Annotated in this window: 16 protein-coding genes; 4 read left to right on the top strand and 12 right to left on the bottom strand. The window is 30.7% G+C overall.

Annotated elements, in window-relative coordinates; translation table 11 throughout:
- Positions 1-65 precede the first annotated feature (65 nt).
- From EYD46_RS05680 to EYD46_RS05630, 11 genes are all read right to left on the bottom strand, one after another.
- Entirely contained in the window at positions 66-1,655 is a 1,590-nt protein-coding gene (locus tag EYD46_RS05680; protein WP_130936092.1) for an SCO family protein, read from the bottom strand.
- A gap of 12 nt (positions 1,656-1,667) precedes the next feature.
- Positions 1,668-2,720, bottom strand: coding sequence for a HEAT repeat domain-containing protein (locus EYD46_RS05675; protein WP_130936091.1), 1,053 nt, complete (start codon positions 2,718-2,720; stop codon positions 1,668-1,670).
- Positions 2,721-2,754: 34 nt separating this feature from the next.
- The gene (locus EYD46_RS05670; protein ID WP_130936090.1) at positions 2,755-4,236 is read right to left on the bottom strand and encodes a tyrosinase family protein; all 1,482 of its coding nucleotides are present in this window, start codon (positions 4,234-4,236) and stop codon (positions 2,755-2,757) included.
- A 611-nt stretch (positions 4,237-4,847) separates the two neighbouring features.
- On the bottom strand, positions 4,848-5,903 hold the full coding sequence (locus EYD46_RS05665; RefSeq protein ID WP_130936089.1) for an alpha/beta fold hydrolase: 1,056 nt from the start codon (positions 5,901-5,903) through the stop codon (positions 4,848-4,850).
- Complete coding sequence (locus EYD46_RS05660) at positions 5,900-6,514, bottom strand: hypothetical protein (protein WP_130936088.1); 615 nt, start codon at positions 6,512-6,514, stop codon at positions 5,900-5,902. The genes EYD46_RS05665 and EYD46_RS05660 overlap by 4 nt, the downstream gene beginning before the upstream one ends.
- A gap of 25 nt (positions 6,515-6,539) precedes the next feature.
- On the bottom strand, positions 6,540-7,454 hold the full coding sequence (locus EYD46_RS05655) for a hypothetical protein (RefSeq protein WP_130936087.1): 915 nt from the start codon (positions 7,452-7,454) through the stop codon (positions 6,540-6,542).
- 396 nt (positions 7,455-7,850) lie between these two features.
- A complete protein-coding gene (locus EYD46_RS05650) occupies positions 7,851-9,887 on the bottom strand; it encodes a hypothetical protein (RefSeq protein ID WP_130936086.1) in 2,037 nt (678 codons plus the stop codon).
- 347 nt (positions 9,888-10,234) lie between these two features.
- A complete protein-coding gene (locus tag EYD46_RS05645; protein WP_130936085.1) occupies positions 10,235-11,389 on the bottom strand; it encodes an ATP-grasp domain-containing protein in 1,155 nt (384 codons plus the stop codon).
- A gap of 25 nt (positions 11,390-11,414) precedes the next feature.
- A complete protein-coding gene (locus tag EYD46_RS05640) occupies positions 11,415-11,678 on the bottom strand; it encodes a hypothetical protein (protein WP_130936084.1) in 264 nt (87 codons plus the stop codon).
- A 39-nt stretch (positions 11,679-11,717) separates the two neighbouring features.
- Positions 11,718-12,971 (bottom strand): radical SAM family heme chaperone HemW, encoded by a 1,254-nt coding sequence (gene hemW / locus EYD46_RS05635; RefSeq protein ID WP_130936083.1) that lies wholly within the window; start codon positions 12,969-12,971, stop codon positions 11,718-11,720.
- Positions 12,959-13,660 (bottom strand): DUF362 domain-containing protein, encoded by a 702-nt coding sequence (locus tag EYD46_RS05630; protein WP_130936082.1) that lies wholly within the window; start codon positions 13,658-13,660, stop codon positions 12,959-12,961. The genes hemW and EYD46_RS05630 overlap by 13 nt, the downstream gene beginning before the upstream one ends.
- Positions 13,661-14,140: 480 nt before the next feature.
- Between EYD46_RS05630 and EYD46_RS17720 the strand changes: the two genes are divergently transcribed.
- From EYD46_RS17720 to EYD46_RS05615, 4 genes are all read left to right on the top strand, one after another.
- On the top strand, positions 14,141-14,281 hold the full coding sequence (locus EYD46_RS17720; RefSeq protein ID WP_165454346.1) for a hypothetical protein: 141 nt from the start codon (positions 14,141-14,143) through the stop codon (positions 14,279-14,281).
- The gene (locus EYD46_RS05625) at positions 14,250-15,452 is read left to right on the top strand and encodes a C2 family cysteine protease (protein ID WP_130936081.1); all 1,203 of its coding nucleotides are present in this window, start codon (positions 14,250-14,252) and stop codon (positions 15,450-15,452) included. Before EYD46_RS17720 ends, EYD46_RS05625 begins: the two co-directional genes overlap by 32 nt.
- Before the next feature lie 479 nt (positions 15,453-15,931).
- Positions 15,932-17,089, top strand: a complete 1,158-nt coding sequence (locus EYD46_RS05620; RefSeq protein WP_130936080.1) for a hypothetical protein — start codon at positions 15,932-15,934, stop codon at positions 17,087-17,089.
- Positions 17,082-19,142 carry a tetratricopeptide repeat protein gene (locus EYD46_RS05615; RefSeq protein WP_130936079.1) on the top strand — a complete coding sequence of 687 codons (2,061 nt, stop codon included), beginning with the start codon at positions 17,082-17,084 and terminating at the stop codon, positions 19,140-19,142. Before EYD46_RS05620 ends, EYD46_RS05615 begins: the two co-directional genes overlap by 8 nt.
- A 193-nt stretch (positions 19,143-19,335) precedes the next feature.
- Here the strand turns inward: EYD46_RS05615 and EYD46_RS05610 are convergent, their stop codons facing one another.
- Positions 19,336-21,966 (bottom strand): lanthionine synthetase LanC family protein, encoded by a 2,631-nt coding sequence (locus EYD46_RS05610; RefSeq protein WP_130936078.1) that lies wholly within the window; start codon positions 21,964-21,966, stop codon positions 19,336-19,338.
- Between the last annotated feature and the right edge of the window lie 35 nt (positions 21,967-22,001).

The raw sequence follows: 22,001 nt of genomic DNA, 5'->3' as shown, positions 1-22,001 counted from the left end.
CACGCAAGAACATTATAATGCATTTTTAATAACGGGATCATTTGGAAACAATTACGGTTCGTTTTTTATGTGTTTTGGCCAAAGTTTTCTGAAGTCGTATTTCTAATCTTTCCTAATATATTGATTGGAATACTATTTAATAAAGCTGCAACAATAAGTAATATTAACCCTGAATTCATAATTGATTTTTTCATATAAATAGGGCCAAAAAGAATAAGAATAATAGTTCCTGCAGTTGCTAAATAAAATGCTATCCAACTTTTTATTTGGTTTGATCTGCGCCAAATAAACCATAAGTTAATAAAAAGTAATCCACATAATACCGGAAGCATCCAAGGACTGTAAGGAATTGTTGATAAACTTGTTATTCCAAATATACTCATATAGGCAGTCCAGCATAATGGGCACTTGGGAAAAAGCACAATCAAAATTGGAACAATTATATTTCTAAATGTGCCAACCATATTTTGCAATCCTAAAGTATTAATCACAGACGTTTTTGGCTTTTTAGATAAATATTCCAATAAGCTATTTACTACATCCTCAGGTTCCCACTGAAATCTCACAAGAGACTTAATTGGTTTTCCAAATTCATCTAATATATGGAGCTCAATTAAATGTTTATTTATAATGTTTCCTGCATAATTAACTTCAGAATTAAAATACTTTAGAATTTGCGGCATTGAATTTTTATCTCTTGCTCGAAATATTCTATTTAAATAATCAAAGCTCACATGACGCTTTAGGGCATATGTTTTTAGTCTTTCTGGTGTGTCAAAAATTGGATCGTAAGACATTGCTGCAGTTTTTACTTTTTGATGCAGCTCAAATTTCTTTAATAGTTGTTGTAGTTTTCCTAATTTATTTATGGTTAAGGAGCATTTATTATGGTTTTCGCATCGTGTATAAAAAAAAACTAAAACAGTAGGTTTATCTGTGAAAAAATCACCATAAGTAAAAATCTCTCCATCTTGATCCTGAATTTTTAAACTCTTTATTTTTTTATAATCTATTTTAGAAACTTTTATGGGCGACTCAATTTCGACATTACAACAATGCTCTTGTTTACTTTTGTCTTTTTTAATTTTCTCAATAGTTTCTAGAATTAGTTTACGGTTGCTACTATTAATCTCACTGCTTACAGACAGAACTTCTAACTCTACAATTGCATCTTGTGCATTGGCTCCTAACCACTGTAAAGTAAGCATGATTTCTCTTAAAGCAGAAGTAGGATATTCTAATGGCCACTTGGGTTTATAAGTATTAAATGTAATTGTATCATCTCTATAGTAGATGTTTGTTATTCCAGCCATTAGATAATGAACTAATCGCGGATTTTTCCGTTTAAGACCTCTAATAGCCTTAGCAGAAGCAGCTACCATATATGCACTCATACCACTTTCCAATGACTCTAATGCAATGGGCAGCAACTTTAAAGAAAATCCATACTTTTCAAATGAGGCTAAAATATATCCTTGTATTCTATTGACTTCATTAGTACCTCGTCCATTATATAAAGGATTTGATTCTACTAATAACGCCCCTAAGACATTTATTCTGTTCTTTAATTTATCAGCTTGATCAACAAAAGTAGCTATATCTTCCTCTATAGTATGCCTGTCAAATTTGGGTACTAAATATTTTTTTCTATTCAAAACACATTATATCTATTTATTATCTGTATTTAAATAAAGATCTATCATATCATTTAATTCAGAAAGATTTGAGGTTCCTTTAATTTTAAGAAGGTTTTCCTTGAAGTTACCTTCTTCTTCTGTTAACCTCATAATTTTATGTTCAGCTTTTTCAATGTCTTCAGTTTCAAGAAAAATTAGTGTATTAAGTAAAGCGGTCTTTAATTCATCAAGGTGATGCCCTTGCTCTTCTATAATTATCTTTTTTGATATCTCGGAAGATAATTTCGGATTTAGACACATTAATGCGGTAGCAGCAGCATGACGAATTTCTGGTTCTTCATCTAAATTGTTTAATGTTTCTTGTAATAGTTCTTTGGACTCTTCATCGAAACCCAAATTTCTGATAGATTCTCTTTTAGCTATACTGTTAGGAGGGTTTTTAGCAACTTTACGTAAGACTTTAAAATGATTTGCATGGAGATCGTATGACAATAACTGTACGGCAATCTCGGGAGCAATTAATTCTTTAGATGGGTCTTCTAAAGATTCAACCAAACGTCTTTGTGCGTATTCATCCTTATTAATTGCCAAAATTTCTAAAGCCGAACCTCTTAGGTTTTCATTTTTATGATCTATAGCTGTACGGAGCGCATCCTTATACTCTGCAACATTAGCCCCATAGAGCTGTGGAGAGCTAATCTCAGCTGCCTTAACAGCATTAAGTGAGGCCAATGCAATTTCTCCACTGCCCTCCCCTTTCTTAATTTCATTGATAGCATCAAGCATCACATCTTCCTGGGAAAACACAAGCCCTGATATCCCATAAAACGCGCAAACTCTTAGTTCTTCAGGTAGATCCTTATTTCGAAATAAGCTAAGGGCTTTATCAACATCATCTCCTGTTATTCTACTCATTGTCTTTGCAGCTTCAATACGTTCCTCAAGCGATTTAGATTCGTCCAAAAAAACAGCAGCAGCTTCTTTTGCCTTCTTTTGAGACATCTTATCCATTTCTAAAGCTTTGGCATCTGCTTCTTTAATGGCCTTTTTGTAATTGGAATCTTTGTATCTATATTTTGACATTTTGATTTCTTTTTAAGTTGAGAATATTATACTATCAAACAATTGTTCCTGTTGGATAATCTAAAGGTATATCATCGTAATCAAATCCCAAATAATCATCTGGATTCTGACTGTGTTGCCCATGATAATCTATAGCTTGTTTTAATTTTGGAATGGGTCCAGGGGCACTTGCTACATCTGAATCTGGAAAATTTCCCCAATTGGCTTGAGGTGGTCGTGGAGGCTGATCATCTCCATCCCAAGGCCATAATGTGTCTTCAGTATAGTTACCTATTAAATCACTTATTGGTTGCCCTGGTGTTCTCGATCCGGTACCTTGACGATCATAACTAAATGGATCTGTAGGGTCAAAACGATATCCGGTAGTTTTCCATTGCCAAGTGGCCCATAGACGATCTACATTACAATGTAACATAAAAAATACTGGATCTGCTGGTGAATAGCCAATCAAGCTAATTGGGCCTCCCCAACTTACGTGAGCTCCTCCATGAGGCGACTGTTCTAAACCTGGAACTCCTTGGCCAGGTCCATTATTAAATTGATCATAATCTGAATATTGATAAATCGTTTCATGTTCTGTTCGATGCGCCCAACTTGTGCTAGGATGTGTATAAACAGGTGTAACTTGAGACTGTGGATTCCAAGACATTTGAGGATTATTTCCTATTAAATGCGCCCGATATAGTTTAGGACCTAATATAATGTTACCTTGGGTTATACCAGGTAAGTTTGTACTCCAGTTAACCAATGGGTTATTTGCATGGAAATCAACTAATCCAGCAGCATCCGGACTACCAGCAAATGACTTTACAAATACATTACTAGCAACATCAAAAAAGTCCCAATATGGTATAGTAACATGCGCATAAGATTTAATTGAGCCATCAGATTGCGATATCGTAACATTCTGGATTAGTCTTTCAAGGTTTAAAAGATACATTCTATGCCATGGCAAAAAACAACTTCTACCATGAATCTCTCTACCTGTATTTCCTACATGCATGTCTTGAAAATTTTTCCAAGGATGACTCGAAGAAGTTCTTGTATTCAAAAACATTATGGCTTCTAAAAAATCTTTTCTTTCATCTAAAGTAAGGGCCTTTACATTTTTACGTACCCTTACCATCAATTCTTTAGTGTAAATTAGACTAGCATCCTGGGAGTTATAAACACCAATCCCGGTATCTTTATCTTTAGAACTTGGAAAACTATCACCTGTGTTTTGATCAAACTTTCCAGCAATATAGAATTTAACCCAACCGTTATCTTGCGGGTCATTTATTAACTTAATCCCTGCCAATTCATCAGAAGGTAATAACATATCTGGCAAATCATTTGCATCCGTTGGGAAAAAAGTTACCTCTCCTCCACCTGAAAGACCATTATTTTTAAGATCTACAAAAATATCAGAGTTGCCATTAATTTGTCTTACCCATGCCGGCCTTGGTGACCAACCGATATAATCTGTATTTACATTGTTTCCTGAGAGATCATTTATTCTAATTTCAATTGTCATAAGAAATTCTATTTGTTTGTTTTAGTTTTTTACATCAGAAGATTAGTTTTTCTACTATAGATAATGATATTCAAATATTAAAAAAGAATATCATCAAAAATATACCCAATAATAGGTAATTAATAAAATACTATGTGTGCTATTGTTTTACTAAAGGAAGAGATAATTACCGTTTAATTTAGTAATCAGTTAAATATAAGAAAAATATTTCGATAATAATTCATTCTATACACATTTTGCCTCAACTCCTCTGCCCTTTCAGCGAAAAGCGTATTCCATTACCTTTCTTTAAAGAAACATTTGGGAATAAATTTTTCAAGAAACTGTAGAAATGACTTTGCCTCCGCATTACCTCACTCTTACTTCAAAAGGTCTACTAAACCTTTATCATTCAGACGTATCCAAAGCTCAAGTTACATAACGCAAGTACATTATATAAAATATCTTTGTAACATTAAAGATGAAGGTTTTGTTGTAATTATAGAAATAAAAATATGGAGTAAGATATTCCCAATATTGATTGAGTATCAATATTGGGAATACTATATACATGTAAAAATTAATTTACAGCTCAATTCTTAATTTTATTTTAGATGTCCACAAACCCTAATTTATTTGTGTTCATCAATAAACCGAAGAACTTCTGTTGTAAACCTATCAGGCTCACTGAACATAGGACCATGACCTGATTTTTTAAATATTAATAAGTCTTTAGATGGTGATCCAATGGCTTGGTAAGCATTTATAGCAGAAGCTATAGGTACTACCATGTCGTATTGACCTGATATGAATAAAGATGGTATTGTTATTTCTGGAAGTTGACTTGTGAAATCAACTGTTTGAAACAAACCTTTATCATCTACTAGTATAGATGATATTTGAGCATTGTTCCACCCTTTAGTTAAAAAATTATAGGCGAAGAAACTTTCATTACCTCTTATTCCATTTTCAACTGAAGCAATAAAGCCATCGTCAAACAATTTTTCTTCGGCTTCAAAAGCTTTATTGTTAAGCTTTAAAAAATCATCTAAATTATTTACTGGATCTACCTGATTTACAAACTCTATAACTGTCTCCCAGAAATTAATATTATTACCCAACGCAATTTGGGTATTTGCAGTAGCAATAAACGTTTCTATATACATATCATATAATCCAGTGGGGTTATTTGCTCCATCTACTTCTATCCAACCTTTAAAGTTACTTTGATCTTTTAGTAAAGTAGCTGTGCCTAATGTTCCTCCCCAACTACCTCCTAATAAAAAGAAACGTGCTTCATTACCAAACTTATATTTCATAACTTTTACTAAAGCTAGTACATCTTCTACCATAAGATCAATGCTTAGGTCATTTTCAGAATAATGTCCTTGAGAATTTCCAGACCCTCGCTGGTCAAAATATACCACACCATACTTGTTTTCTATAGCATCAAACGCTTTTCCAGTAAATCCTAATCCCGTACCTCCAGGGCCACCATGTAATGTTATTAAGAAAACTTTTTCGCTAGCATTTCCTCTTACATATGCAGGCATATCTGCATTTTTATGACGAACAAAGATGGTTTCATCTAAATCATTTAGAACATTATCATTAGAGCAAGCAGCTACTATGCATAGAGTAATTATAGCGAATATTATTTTTAAAAATGGTTTGTTAAACTGTTTCATTGTTTTTTGTTTTTAAAATTAAAGCGAAAACCATATTGTATTGAAAATGTTGGTAGTGTGCCTGTATTGTAATTAAAACGTGGGCTATAGGTAACATTTAAATACCTACCAGACCGTACTTTTCCTTTGCGCAGTTTGCCTATTCCAACAGAAAGAGAAGGACTATAATATCCACGTCCCGGTAGAAATACTTTGTCTACCTTATCGCCAATAACTTCGTAAGTTTCTGGTAAGAATGAGCGATAATAACCAAGTGGATTTAAATCGATACTAAACTGCTTTCCTTTTTTGTTAGTACGCCTCCAAGTAATTCCAAAATTTGTAAAACCTCCTGTGTCTGCCTTAGAAGCAAAATTGGTTACAAAACCTAGATTTCCATTAAAAAGAAACTGGTGTGTATTAGTGCGGTAAGCTCCTCTCCTGTCTTTGGTTTTTTTAATGTCTTTCCATAAATATTCAGCACCTAAACTTATGCCATTACTCCAAAGAATAGTTCCAGAATAGCCTATTTTGAATTCGGTTCTATCTAAAAAGGAGGCAACTTCTGCCTTTGTTTGTGCGCGTAATTGTATTGCATATACCAGCAGAAAAATAACGCTATATTTTTTCATGTTTCTAAATTTTTAGAGGTATTGTTTACTGTAGAGCTTCTATATCAAATGCTTCGCTAAAGCCCTGTTCAATAAAGTCCTCAAATGGTTCATCATGACCTCCACTCCCAGAAAGTATATTTGCGTTTTTCGACTCCAGAAATGCAACTTCAACAGCTGTAAGGCTCCCAACAGCTTCGTCAGTTTCGCCATAGATATAAGTTAGGTTAGATAAACTCTCTATAGCATTAAATTCTTGGGTATATCTATTCTTTACAATTGCTGCAAATAATCTTGCCTCGTTTCTATTAAACACGTTATCAAATGGCTCTGGAGCTACTACTGGCGTTACACCATTTTCGAACTCTGCGTTTCTACCATCTGCTAATCCTTGCCAGAAGACTTCATTTATATCTAATCTGCCAGAAATAATCAAAAATTTATCGGCTACATCTATCCCTTTTTGCGCAATTAATTCTTGGGTAATAAATGCCCCAAATGAAGCACCTACAACATACACTGTTCTACCTTCATCTTTAAAATATTTAATGGTTTTATAAAGTATTTCTATACTTTCGGTATTAAAACTAGCTGCTTCATTTAATGTAATTTCATTACCTAATAATAGGTTAGAATTCTTAGTTTGTGCTTGGTGAACAGTTACAGTTAAAATACCAGTAGTATTAAAAGTTTCAATTAACCAATCTACAGTATCTTCATCAAGTACTGGTGCTGGTCCTCCTTGAACATTTATTAAAACAGTAGATGCTTTTTCGTCTCCTTTATAAAATATTAGTTCTTTAATCTCTTCTGATATTTCATCAGCTATTACAGGTTGTTTTCCTCCATCATCATCTTTAGAACAGGAGTATGTACAAATTGTGAAAAGTGTTATTACCACTAAATTGATTACAAAATGAAACCGATTTTGATTTTTCATTTTTAAGAATACTTTTTTCATTAATATTTGTTTTTTGATTAATACAATACTAAAGACAATTCGGTTTTTAAATAGTTGCATTGGAGAAGAAAATCTTATAAAATGCATTCTTTTGAAGTAATTTAATACGTAAAAAACGAACAAGAATAGAGCTACTGGTTTCTAGAATAAGTGAAAATTATTATAGCATACCATTCCACAAACATTTCACTAAATTCCTATCTCCATTTTGTAAAAAGTGTATTCCATTAACGTCCGTAAAGAAAATGTAGAAAGCACTTTGTCCCCGCATTGCCTCACTCATACTCTACTAAAAGAAGAACTTCCTCATTAAGGGGTATCCAAAGCTCAAGTTATACCGAATCAAGTTCGGCACAGGCGACACGCGAGAACATTATAGTGTATTTTTATACTCTATTACTTTCTAATAAGATTGGAAGAAACTGTTATTGAAGAATAGTTATCATTCCAACCATTTGATGGACACACATTATCGTAACTAAGACTTCTTGTAAATACACCTCTAAAAATACCAACAACATCAATAGTTCCTGAGTAAACTATTTTACGGTCTTCTCTTACCCATATTTGATCTCCATCACAAAAGTAAGCGTGGGATACACTATCAAAATTAAACTCGTATGTTAATACATTATCATTAAACTCATATGTGCCAGATCCTCTTGATTCTGAAATCATAGTGCCATCAGCAAAAAATTCAATATCATCTATACCATAAAAACCTTTAAAATCATTAGGTACATCATCTTCAGTTTGAAAATATTGATCAGTATTAAAGTTATAGTTATGGCGCCATTTTCCAATAATATCTATCGTATTTGGCTTGGTTTTTATTTTTAAAACAATTGGTATTTCTGAAACTCTTGGACTAGAAAACTGTGGCATTATATTAATTTCTGAATCCTTTTCTTTAGCTACAAAATTTAGTGTAAGCTTACCTGTATGATCAGTAGTAATAGGGTTGCTGGTATTTACTTGTGCATCTCCATTTATAGTATAAGTGAAAGGTAGGTCTTGGGCTGAAACTAAATTTTCTTCTGAGGTAAACTTTAAACTTGTAGAGCTTGTCTGGAAATTATACTTAATTTCTCTTTCTTTAAAACTCGTTTCAAAAGTAAACGCATCTCCTTTTTGTCCTTCAAAAGCAACATCAGAAATAGTATTCTGTTCTAAGAACCCAACAGAGATACCATCTTTAAAATGCCTAATTTCTTGACCTTTTATATCTGAACCAAAATACTCTATAATAAAGCGCGCTAGCTCTGATCCACTTTCAAATCTACTTAAAAAGGGTTCGTATAGATCTATAAAAAACTTTATATATTCAAAATATCGTTGTTCTGTATAGCATTCAGGCTGTATTTCTTTTATATCATTCCTAGTATCTAGAATTACTGATAATACATCTCCAACGTTAACGCCTTCATTAAGTCCCATTAAAACCAATACTGTAAATTTTTCTTTTAAATTTTGACACTTTAAATATTTTGAAATAGTAATTATATCAATAGGCATTGCAAAAGAAAGTATTTGACTAGCAAATAAGCGTGCATTTTCTTTCTGGACAAATGCATTTAAATCACCAACATCATTCCTATTTCCATTTGTAAAACTTAAAGTATAACTTGAATTTTGTGAAAGCTGAAATGAATCATTGGGGTTGGGGTTGGAATCCACAAAATGGGTATAGATTTTTTCGGGTAATGAACCCGGAGAGAATACTAAATTATTAGGTTTTATGATTTGAGGGGTCATCACTTGATTACTATCAAAATCAGTAATTTCTACTCCCAAAGCACAGTATACAGGAGATTTAGATGGCCATTCAATTTTCCCATCTCTATGATAGTTAAAGCTATAGGATTCTGTTAGTTTACTTTTGGAAGACTTTGAGGTTATTTTATCTGAAATTATTTCTTGCGAATTGTCAAATATTAAATTAACAAAATCAGCATCTGCAAGTGGCGATTTATTTGCATTAATTATTGAAACCATTTTCTCTATTAACTCTGTGTAAGCTTGGAGTTTACTTATAGAATTTTTAATATCTTCCTTCTGAAAGTTATATATAGCCAAATTAGGATTACAGTTAAAGAAAAACGTTAAAATATCGTCTTTTGTGATGGTATTATCCTTTATAGTTTCTGGAAAGTACCCTAAAACAATTTGCGCATTTCGTTTTAAAATAACAGGTAATTTACTATTATCAGATTCTTGCCTTAAATATTGAAAGTTACCTTCATTATCAATTGTAGTTTCTCCTCCTATTGAAAGTACTCCAAGAGAGCTTACATCTAATTGTTCAAACGCTTCTAATTGTAGTTTTATAATATTTGAATTACTATTATTAGTAACCTCCTCAGTTTCATTAGAATCTTTACTACAACTGAGGACAACTAAGATTATAAGTAATAAAGCTATTGCTTTTCGCATTTGATTATAATGTTGTTTAGAAATAAAAGTACTTTAATTAAATATGTTATGCAATACCTTTTAATGGGTATTTAACGAGAAATATTGCTTTTAATCCTGTTTTGATATATTAAGTTCTTACACTATATCATTACTTAAAAATATTCTATTAACACTGGAAAGTGCTGCAGATAGATTTTTTTTTAAATATGTAACAAAAACTTTCACAAATTACGAAGAAGGTTGCAGTGCTCTTTTGATATCTAATTGATAACTGTAATTTATGTTATGCAAAATTATATGAAGTTTAATTCTGTTTGAAACTTAAGAAACAATTAAAGTTTATTTCACTATACCTTAAAGCAGAGTTATTCAAGAAAGATGTAATGCATTTTATCCTTAATCCCTTCTTGACTTTTAAAATTACCTATTTTCTTAGTAGTATCATTATAAAAGCTGTTGTCACAATTTGTATGTACCGCTAAATTAATAAGGCCTGCTATCGTTTCAAGTTGAGACATCTCTTGTTCAGACAAATAAATAGTATCTGTTTTCCCTACTTTGTTTTCTCCTATTGCTAAAGGCACTACTTTACCAGTAGTTGTGAGCCATACTAAGGGTGTTTCACTCCATGAAACATCTTCACATGGTGCAGCTGAACTTCTTCCAAAACCTGATATTACTTTACCATCTAAGATATTTATACGAATATCATAGTAATAAGGCTTTCCGTTTTTGAATGTTTTAGAGGGCTCAATCCATTTTTGAAAAATCATATTTGATGAATCCTTGCTCTTATCTAGTAACTCTTTCTTTTCTTTTAAATCTTTAATTGATGATACTTTTTGAATTCCAACACTAGCAGAGCCTTTTTCAGGTTTAATAATAATTGACTGTCCTGATATTAGCCATTCTTCTGCTAAAGTATATGCATTATTAAAATCATGATAAATTAAACAGTTACTGCTTAAACCTACATCTATCAATAATTCCGCTAACTGCTTTTTGTCAGGACAAATTGCTCTAAGGCGAAGGTCGTTTAAGCAAAAGCAATCTGGTTCATTTTTGGGGAATTGTGAGCTTCTCCGATACATGGCTCCTACCTCTATCGATTTTAATGATATTTTAGAACCTACTTGCTTAATCGAACTAAAATCAGCAATAAATGTTTCTATTTTTTTGCCATTTAGATATGTTAAAAGCGCATTAAAATCTTCCAACGTTTTCTCTATCCTATAATCGCCCAAAAACATATTATCTGTGATAGAAATAGGACGATTACTGAATCCATTTTTTATCCTGAAACAATCTGGCAGCAGAAGTACTATAGCTTTATTTCTACATTTTGATATTAGCTTTTCTGCAATTTTATCTATTCCGTTTCTACTTAAATATTTTGAAAATTGGGTAGATGTGTTTAATAACTGATCTGCTAAATATAATCCTGTAGGATGGTCGTTAACCTCTAATATATGCCATTGTCGGTATTCATCTAAAATCAAATCAATACCGAGTAATGCCATAATTTAACTTGAAAAACTGTAATCACTATTTTCGTTTACCACCAATGTTTTGTTCTACTTTAATAGCTTCCCAACTTTTTCTAACATCTCTTAATTTAGAGGCCAATGTAGAAACTGATGTATCATTAACAATATCAATCACTGCTATCGTCTCATTTGATGAAAGATCAATTCCACTTTCTTGAAGTGTTTTTAGTGGGTTCTCGTGTAAATCCTTAGAAAATTCTAAATCTTTTCTTGCCACTTCAAATACGAATGACACCTTCATTAACATTGCTTTTTGAATCATAGTTTACTATTTTTAATGGTTTATACTTAGTTTTTATTCTCAACTATCTCCTATAATTTGTTTCATTACATGAGTAGCATATCGTTGACTTGTTTTTCTCAATTTTATAGATTGATCACTTAAAATTATATGACCTTCTCTTTCAAGTTCTAAAAGGCGTTGCTTAACAATTGGATCTAGAACCCCAACTTTATTTAAAATAGGTTTTAAAGGTACATCCAACAGACATATACCCATAGCGATATCTCGAATACAGATATCTGATGTATTCATTTTAAACATCTTGTTAAATGGTAAATTACCATTTGCTACATCAGAATTGTACAAATGGTGTAATACATGGTTTTCCCATAAGTAATTCTTATTACGACTATAGGCCGCGGGGCCAAACCCTAAATAGTCTGATCCGTTCCAATTAGAAATAACATATTTACATTCATACCCTTTTTTGCAATATTCAGTTAAAGAATATTGTTCATAACCATGTAATGCAAGCTGTTGTTGTGCATATTCTCGCATTTGATGAATGACCTCTGAAGGTGGCATTTCTAATTCGGGTTTATTAGTCATTTTACGATCAAGAAGCTCACTTTCAAAGACAATCAATGGATAAAGTGAAAAGTGTGTAGGCGCCAAAATAATCGCTTGATCGATTGAGAATTTCCAATCACTCATTACTTGTCCTGGTAATCCGAACATTAAATCAATATGCATATTTTCAATTCCAGCATCTCTTGCATCTCCAAACATCTTTATGCTTTGCTCAATGGTATGCATTCTATTCATTGATTTAAGAATTTCATTTTGAAAAGCCTGAAACCCTATAGAAACACGATTAACACCAATTTTTACAAGTTTTTTAAAATCGGCTGCTTGTTTGGTGCCTGGTTCACATTCTAAAGTAAATTCTATCTCATCACCAATGTTAAATGAAGTCTTAATTTTATTAATTAGAATTTCTAAATCAGAAACAGATAATAAAGAGGCTGTTCCTCCTCCTAAATACACAGCTCTAGGTTTTGATTTTGAAAAGTCTGATTTCTGAAGAACTATATCAATTTCTTTAATCACACTATTCATAAATTGACTCAAAGAACCTTTTTCTAATTTTTTACGCTCGAAAGTACAGAATGTGCATATATCTCTACAGAATGGAACATGAACATATAAAGTGTAATCTGTCCAGGACATTTTTGGTAAAACTCCTTTCTCCCAAAGAAATTTTGGTGGATGATGAAATACATAAGCACCATCTTCTCTTAACTCCTTTTCTTTAACTTCTATCTTTTCCATTCATTTAATTTTTCAATATTTAAGCCTATAGGACAACTATCGATACACGCCCTACATTCAATATAACTATTAGTTGTTACAGCTACTGCCTTGCTCTTAACTTTCTCAGGGGATGCAACTACACTAGAGCACCTGTATGCTATAAATTCAGTTTCTGAAATAGCATTTACTGGGCACGCATCAATACAATTTCCACATTTGATGCAAATATTTTCTACTAATGAAGTGGAATATTCTTTTTCTGAATACTTATCAAGAGTTACTATCGTAGCTAATTGAAGGTATGCTCCATATTCTGGGTGAAGTAATAAATTATTCCATCCTCGTGTCCCAATACCTGCTAATTCAGCTAGTTCTACTTGGGCTATTTTATTGTTTGATATTCTGTCTATAGAACGAATCCTCGAATCTGGGAATTGATTACTTAATTCCACAATTGTACTTTCAAGTATATGGTTTGCAGTTAAATATCTTTTCTCATTAACATGATTCCAAAACCATAACGCTTCATCGTCAATAGGAATTCCAAATACAAAAAAGCTTCCCGTTTTATATTTGTTGAATTCTTTATACTCTTCTTGATTTAACAAATTTACAATACTGCTTAAACGTTGATCGTCCGCAGAAATAGTACCATAAACAGCGTTTGGAATAAATTCTAGAATACAAGAAATATATTTATTCAACATTCAACGTAGTATTATACGCATAAAACTATAAATATATTACGCAAATTCAAAATAAAACCATAAACAATTACTATAATAAATAAAAAAATACAACACATATTTACAGAAACAACTTTAATTTTTGACGAAAAATAAATACAGTTCTATTGACTTAAATTTTTATAAAATCTTTTAATCAATCTTAAAATGAAAGGAATAAACCCACATTAACGACACTAATTTTAAGTCTTAAAAAATATATTTCAATTAAATTAGATAGCTATAATTCTATTTAGATTAGCAATTTTATCCCTTAAAAAATGTAAAACCTCTTGCATCCTATCTACTCTTGTTCTCAACAAAAAGTTATGTTATTATAGCTTTTCTCTTTTCTAAAAAAGGGGCATCTCCCCCCTTATAAATATTGTTTTCCCTCTTTTCTGTACTACAGTAGCTATCTAAGTTTGAAACTTTATTATTAACCTTTTAATTAATTTAATTATGGACAAAGCACCAAAACTAAGTATAGGAGCAATAAACCCCTATGCCTTAACTGAAACTCTACTTGGAAGAAAAATTGATTGGAGTAAAAAAAAACTCAATCAAAATTATGGAGGACACTCTGGAAACGGATTACAGTGAACTTTTTGATATGAAATTTAATTCGCCAATTTATGCTGGATTAAAATTGAACAAGGACAATATGCCTGAACCATTAAAGGCTTCTGAAATTAAAATAAGAACACTTGAAGACGCTGAGACCCCAGATATATCTAGACTAAAAAAACTAAGCGAGTTAAAAAAGTTAGGTATTGAAACGCTTAGTGATGTAAAAATAAAATCTGGTTTGATTAATAAAGACTCTTTAGAGCTTAAATTAGACATCCCAAATATAAACCGTACATTATCTAAATCGGTGTTAAGTAAAGCTTTAGCTGCTATTGTACTTAACAAATCTGGGGCTTCTAAAAAAGATTGGACGCCACAAAATGGTGTTTGGGTAAATAAAGGCGATTTTTTTAATGATGTGGTAGAATATTCAGACCCTATACAAGGTGCAGTAGCAAATTGTTATTTTATTGCAGCTTTAAATGCAGTGGCCTGGGCAGATCCTTACAGGATTGTACATAGAAATAGAGCTACTAGCACTGGGGAAACCAGAAGGGTTAATGCTATTAAATTTTACTCAAAAGGAGGCGGTAAAGATGCGCCTACTAAACTCGTAGAGGTTTCAGATAAAACTGTAGTTAACGCTTCTAATAGTAATTGGATTTATTGCCGCTCTAATGATAATAATGAGATTTATCCTGCATTATACGAAAAGGCTTTTGCTAAATGGATCACAAAAACAAACTCTGATAAACCAGATATTACCAAAACTGCATGGGGTAATTGCGTGAAAGCTACAGCACAACTCAACAACAAAAAACCACATTATTATAACACGAATAGTAGAACTGGGAGTGAATTGTACTCTATAGTGAGAGCAAACTCTATGTCTAGAAAAACAATCCATCCCATGACTGCATGGACCTATGGGTCTTCTAGCAAAACCTACACAGGTACCAATGTTGTAGCTAGCCATTGCTATACTGTTTTAGGCTGGGCTTTTAATAATGATAAAAAATATATTGTTTTGCGCAATCCTTGGGGAGTAACTGAGCCTGCGGGCCTTAACACTTATCAAGGCCTAATTTCATTTTTTGATGGAAGCTTTTGGAGACCAATAAACACTATTGGTAATGATGGCGTTTTTGCTCTTGAAGCCAATTCTTTTAAAACACTATTTGCTGGGATAGGTGTCGCAAAATAAACCAGACCCTTGTGTTAATTTAATATATGAAACAAAAAATTGTTTACATATATTCATAATACATAATTACCAAAAAGCCGAACAATATTCTACTTTATAGATATTGTTCGGCTTAACTAATATTACTCTCAATAGCAGAACTTATAGAAAAACATCTAAGACGCTTATCAATTTTTGCATTTTTCTGCTGTTACTAATTTCATGATTTCTGTGATTTAAAAAATGAATTTACTTATCCATCTTATCTCAATTAAAAACGGTGTTTTTCCATTGTAATTCTAATTTTATTATTAGACGATTTAGATAGTTTAATAAAAACTTAGATGCTTCGTGTTTTAACTATCTAAATAGACTATTGAACTGAATATTAGCAATATAAAAACTTACTTTCAAAAAATATTTTTAAAAAAATAATATCATGAAAGAAATATCTTCATATATTTAGCAGTATTAAAGTGTTAAAATGAAAAATTATTTGTATGGAAAGAATACGGTACTTAAATTTTGAAAAGGCTGAAAAACTTTTTGAAGCAAGAAAAACAGCGCTTCACACGGATAATATTATGTACTTTATTGCCTTTTACACAGCCTTAAATTCAATTTTAAGCCAATTTGACCAATTGAGGTTTGTTGGTCTAGCATTAAATGTTTGTACTGTAATTGATGAACTTATAAATAATGCACCAACTATTATGATAATTATTGGCTTATTTATTAATGGCCTTATTATATGCTTTTTTATTTATTTGGCAATTAGAGCGAAAAAAAGAGAATTGTGGGCTTACAAACTAACTTTAATAATATATTTTTTAGATACAATTTTAATATTCGTATTACCTTACGAGCATAAAATAAGCACTTTCGTATTACATGTATTTTGTTTTTGGTTAATATGGCAAGAATATAAAGAATATAAGGATTATTTTATTTTAGAAAGAGATTTATACCTTCCAGAATGGGCGTTATCAAAAGAAAGTAATGTACTGTTTATAAAAAAAACAGATTTTGATTTACAACCAAATGAAGCATCACAAATATTAAACTATAAAATTGCAGTTCAATATCATGAACAAGGAAGAATTGCTAATGCAATCAAGTACTACACTGATGCAATTAATATATGGAAGCATATACCAATAGTAGATAATAAAGATAGAGATTGGTTTAGTTTAGCTCTAATGAATAGAGCTGTTTTAAAGTCAAGTAAAAAAAACCGCTACTATAATGAAAGCCTAAAAGATCTTATACTTGCGTATACCAATTTTAAAACATTAATACATGATGAAGTAAAACCATTGGACGTAAATCAATATACTAATCAAATAAATAGTTATGAAAACTATTACTATGTAGAGGAATATTTTGTTGAATGCTCTTATTGGACGCTAAAGTATTTAATGAATAACTTAAATAACGATCCTGCAATATTGAAGTTTGGAAAGATTATTCTAGGGATAGAATCTACTAAAACTAAATATCTATTGAATGATTTATATATGGATAGCTTAGATCTTATCAATAAATATCATGTCGATATATGGCATAACAAATGGACTTCAAAAATATTGAGTGAAATAATAATTCCTATAGACAAAACTAGGTTTAGCTATAAAAAAGGGCCCTTTTTTAATGATTAGCGAATCATCTAACATACTAGTACTTTCAACATTAATAGCTAATATAATTGCTATCATTAATGCTATTATTCTATTTACCAAAGGTGTAATTAATAAAAGATTAAAAGAGGATGATAAAAGGATTTATGAATTATCTGAAAAACCCGGTATAAAAGAAAAACTAAATGACATCAATGATGATGATGATAAATTAATTAAACTAAAGGAAATCATTTCTCAGCGAAGTAAAACCCAATTTGCTATTTCAACATTTTTAATTGTTTTAATTTTACTTTTAAGTTCACTTCTTATCTTTTTAATTAATAATCCTGACTATAAGTTAAATAATGAAGAATCTTTGCGTTTTGACACTAGTACGCCCTTCAATAAGATTCAAGATCAGTTTAAAATATTAATTCTACCTTTTAAAAAAGATGTTCATGATGACGATAATTTAGAATTCTTTCTAAAAAATAGATTTATTGAATTAAAACATGAAAAAGAACTTAATATCGCAGTAAAGTTTATAGATTATAAATATGCGAGAACGCATGAGGAAGCAGAAAAAATTGGAAAAGAATTTAATGCTGACATTGTAATTTTCGGCGATCAAGACATAAAAAACGAAAAAGCACGATTGTGCTACCTTTTATTGAATAAGGTTACCAAAAGAATGAACGAAAAAGGAAAATCTGATTTTGTCAATTTTACTGGTATTTCAGACGTAAGTCAAGGTTATCTTCAACAGGATGTAGATGATATTTTGTTTTGGACTTTTAGTATAAAAGAGTTAAGATCCAATAACTACAGTAAAGCCTTAGAATATTTAAATAGTATTCAACAAATCAATGATTCTCCATTAAAACGGGAAATAAATCTGGCAAAACTAACGTGTTTATTCCACTTCAGTGGATATAATATTGATAAGTTTAGTAATCTTATAGAAATAGAGAATATTGCTTTTTTTTCATTCACTGAATTAGCAATCTTTTCGAGTCAACATACCAATGATAAAGACTTAACAATAGAATTATATAAAAACGTTAATGGACTAGAAAGAAAACCTTCAACATTAAGTAATATTGCTTACGAGTTTGAAGAAAATGGTAATTATGATAAAGCTGAAAAATTTTATAGACTAGCATTAAAACTAAGTGATAATTCTTATTTGTATAGTAGTTTGGCAAAATTATACGCAAATGACTATTTTGAAAAATTTGATAATAGTGAAAAATTACTCTTAAAAGCTATTGAACTAGATAAGCAAAACCCATCACTTTACAACAGCTTAGGAGACTTGTATTCAAATAGTCATTTTAAGGATTATACCAAGGCAAAAAAACAATATTTAAAGGCCATTAAAGTAGATTCTCTTTATTTGAGTTCATATACTAATTTATCGTATTTAGAAAGTAAATACAATAATAATGGTGATAGTGCTATATACTATCTAGACAAAGCAAAAAAAATATACAGTAATTCTTCTTATCTATATAATTCTTATGGAAGATTATACCAGTATCATTTTAAAAATTATACAAAAGCAAAGTCTTTTTATATTAAGGCTATAGAACTAGATGGAACAAGCTCTTATGCATATAGCCATCTTGGCGATATATACATGTATAATTATAAAGATAATGCTAAAGCTGAAGAGAATTATAGAATTGCAATAAGTAATTCGCCTAATGATGCTAGTTTATATAATTCGCTAGGTTTGCTTTTTTTAAATGAATACAAAAATTATGATGAAGCAATGATATATTTTCGTAAAGCTTTATCAATACGTAATATATCAAAGACTGATAAAGCTGTTTATTTAACTAATTATGGTTTATCTAACATAATGACAAATAAATATGTAGAAGCTGAAAAGTATTATTTAGACGCTTTAAAGCATAACAAAGATTATTTTTATGCCCATATGGGGTTGTATAATCTTTATGATATAACCATGGAATATGAAAAAGCCTTAAAACATTATAAAAAAGCCTCTAAATTGAATAAAAAATATTATAATAGACTAACTATCACAAGTTTAAAACTAAAGCAGTTTTTCAAATCTAACGATTAGTAAATTATAAAAATTTTATTTAATAAATCTATAGATACTTTTGTTTTAAACTGTCGCTATAATTCTAGTTTAAAGGTTTTACTAGACTTTTTATGGCACAAATTCAAGTCAACGTTTTTGATTACTTAAAAAAAAACTAAAATACTCTCTGATTTCTTATAAAGAAAAAAAAGACACAAACTCACATTACTATTTAAGTAATAGGAAATCTAGCATCTCTATTTTGGTAAAACATATTGTAGTAATCAATTAAAAAATAAAGTATACCGCCATTGCCAACAAAAAAATCAGCAGTAGGATAATCAGGGTTTTCAGTTAACCAATACATACTGTTATTTTCTTTAATAAATGAATTTAGTAAAACACCTAAGACCCAATTTATGCGATCTGGGTAACTTCTATTATTAGTAATGCCATAAGCATGAAGCAAAATTTCCCCAATACCACTTAAACCATGGCATAAACTTAAATTAGGAAAATTGGGTTTATTATTTACCGCATTTAAAGATTTTGTTATGACGTTTAAATATTTTTCCTTCTTTGTAATATCATAAATGTTTAAAAAGAAAATAGCGATACCTGTAGCGCCATGGCACCACCAATTCCATATTTCTTGATTAGTTTCACTAAACGTCCACTCGTAATATGTCTCTTTGTCAATTTTATTCTTGTAAAGCCATTCTGCCGCTTTTTCGGCACATACTAAAGCCTCTATATTTTGACTATACTTATAATATGACAAGACAAAATTTGCTATTCCTGCTACTCCATGAGCAAAACCACACATAGTTTCTCCGCTAATACCATCAACCCCCTCCTCTATTACCCAATAGCCTTGTGCTTCCTGTTTAGTTTTTAGGTAGCCGTAACATTTTTGTAAAAACATCTCAACATCTTTATCAAACCCAATTAATTCCATAACCTTTAAACATGCCATGCCTTGACCTGCAGCACCATGTGTATAATCACTCCAATCTAAATCTCGTATGAGACTTTTCTTTATAAAATCTAAGTTTTCGTTGTTTCTTGGCAATATTCCAGATGAAATACAATATGCTATAGATACCGCAATACCGGCTGTGCCAAAGTGAAGACCAGGCAATAAATTTTTATTAATGTTAACATCATAATTATTTTTTAAATATGATATGGATTTATCAATGATTTTTGAGTTTGATGTTATATCAAAACCAGATATTTTAGCATGCGCCATAACATATAACACACCACTAATTCCCCTGTTTAAAGAACCATAAAATGTTTTATTTGAAGCTTTGTTGTTTTGTTCGTGATTGCTTTTATCTATAGTTTCTGAAAACCATAAATCATCCAAAGTATAGACAGTATGCGCTATGGAACTGATACAATTATTTATTGATGTTGTTAATTCTTGCTTTGTAATTGAAAACGAACTTTTTTTATTAGATACTTCCTTAAACTTAATCTGTTTAAACTTTGATTTTAAATAGGCTAGAGATGGTCTATCATTGCTCGGTTTAAAACAGTTTAATAAATCATCTAGAACAATTTCAATATCTCCTCCTGCTAAATGTAACAACCGCTTTTTAATTTGACTTAAAGTACCTTTTAGTACACGCCTAGGGTCTAAGCCCGTAAAAATTAAAGTAATTATTGCACCAACAGAATAAATGTCATCTTCAAATTTAGGCTCCATATTTTCTTTTTGCTCTAAAGACATGAACCCATCTGTACCTCCTTTAAACGGATGTTCTGAAGAGTTATTTAGATCGTAAGCTAATTCAAAATCTGATAAATATATAAAGTCGTTTTTTGAAACTAATATATTACTTGCTGATAAATCCCTGTGCACTATACCTTGATCGTGTAATCTTATAACTTCTTCTATTAATTGAATAGCGTAGTTTATTAATAGTTTTTTAGTTTGTAGTTTAGATGCTTTAAATGTTGAAGTGCTTAAAAGTTCAAATACTTTATGCTCTAAATTACCACCATCTATATATTCGGTTATGAGATAATGATTTTCTTTATACTTTTTTAAATCATATGGTGTAGGAATATTTATATTTTTTATTTTCTTTGAAAGTTGAAATTGGGAATTCAACCTGTTAATGATGTCTCTATCACTATCTTCATCACAAAATATATTGGCTACTGCTTGTTTTATAACTACAGGTTTAATGTTTTCTTTATTTGAAATATCAATCCCTCTAAAGACTTGTCCTTTCGGATGGGACTTTAATACATCTAATATTAAATATTGATTGAATAAAAGTTTGCTTCTCTCTTCTTGAGGTATCTCATATTTAAATTCATTAAATGGAAACTTATAATATTTTAAATCTAAATGACTTGTATAGTTGTCTTCTATAAGATTGTTATAGGGGTCATAAATCATTAATTTTTTACGCCCAAATCTATCATATTCAATAATAGGGTTATAACCACCATACCTAGTATAAAGAATGCTACCTAGCCTAATGTCTGTGGAGATCTTTGGACCTGTAAATTTAAAATCGGTTCTCTGCTTTATGTAAGTAATTATTTGTTTTGCAACTGTTTCGTTTTCTGGGTAAATAGTCATAGTCTTACCTATTTGTGTCACCCCTAAATCGCCATCGTTTAGCTGTATACACAACTGTTTATTAGCGATGATTTTAAAAGCAATTTTATTTTGTTTTAAATACGGACAAATGATAGTAAATAATTGATGAATCTTATTTGGTGTTGTAGAAACATGTAATTTCCACCCTTGAACTAAGTTAGTTTTTCCGCAAATAAGCCATGGTTGTTTTTCTTCAAAATCTATATGATGTTTCTCTAAGATGTTTTTATATGTTTCCATTATTATTTTAATTAAAAATGCCCAGCCTTATTTAA

Source organism: Hyunsoonleella pacifica (assembly GCF_004310335.1).
In the GTDB taxonomy this organism is placed as follows: Bacteria; Bacteroidota; Bacteroidia; order Flavobacteriales; family Flavobacteriaceae; genus Jejuia; species Jejuia pacifica.
Note: the sequence above shows the minus strand (reverse complement) of the source record. Positions and strands in the feature narration are given on the sequence as shown.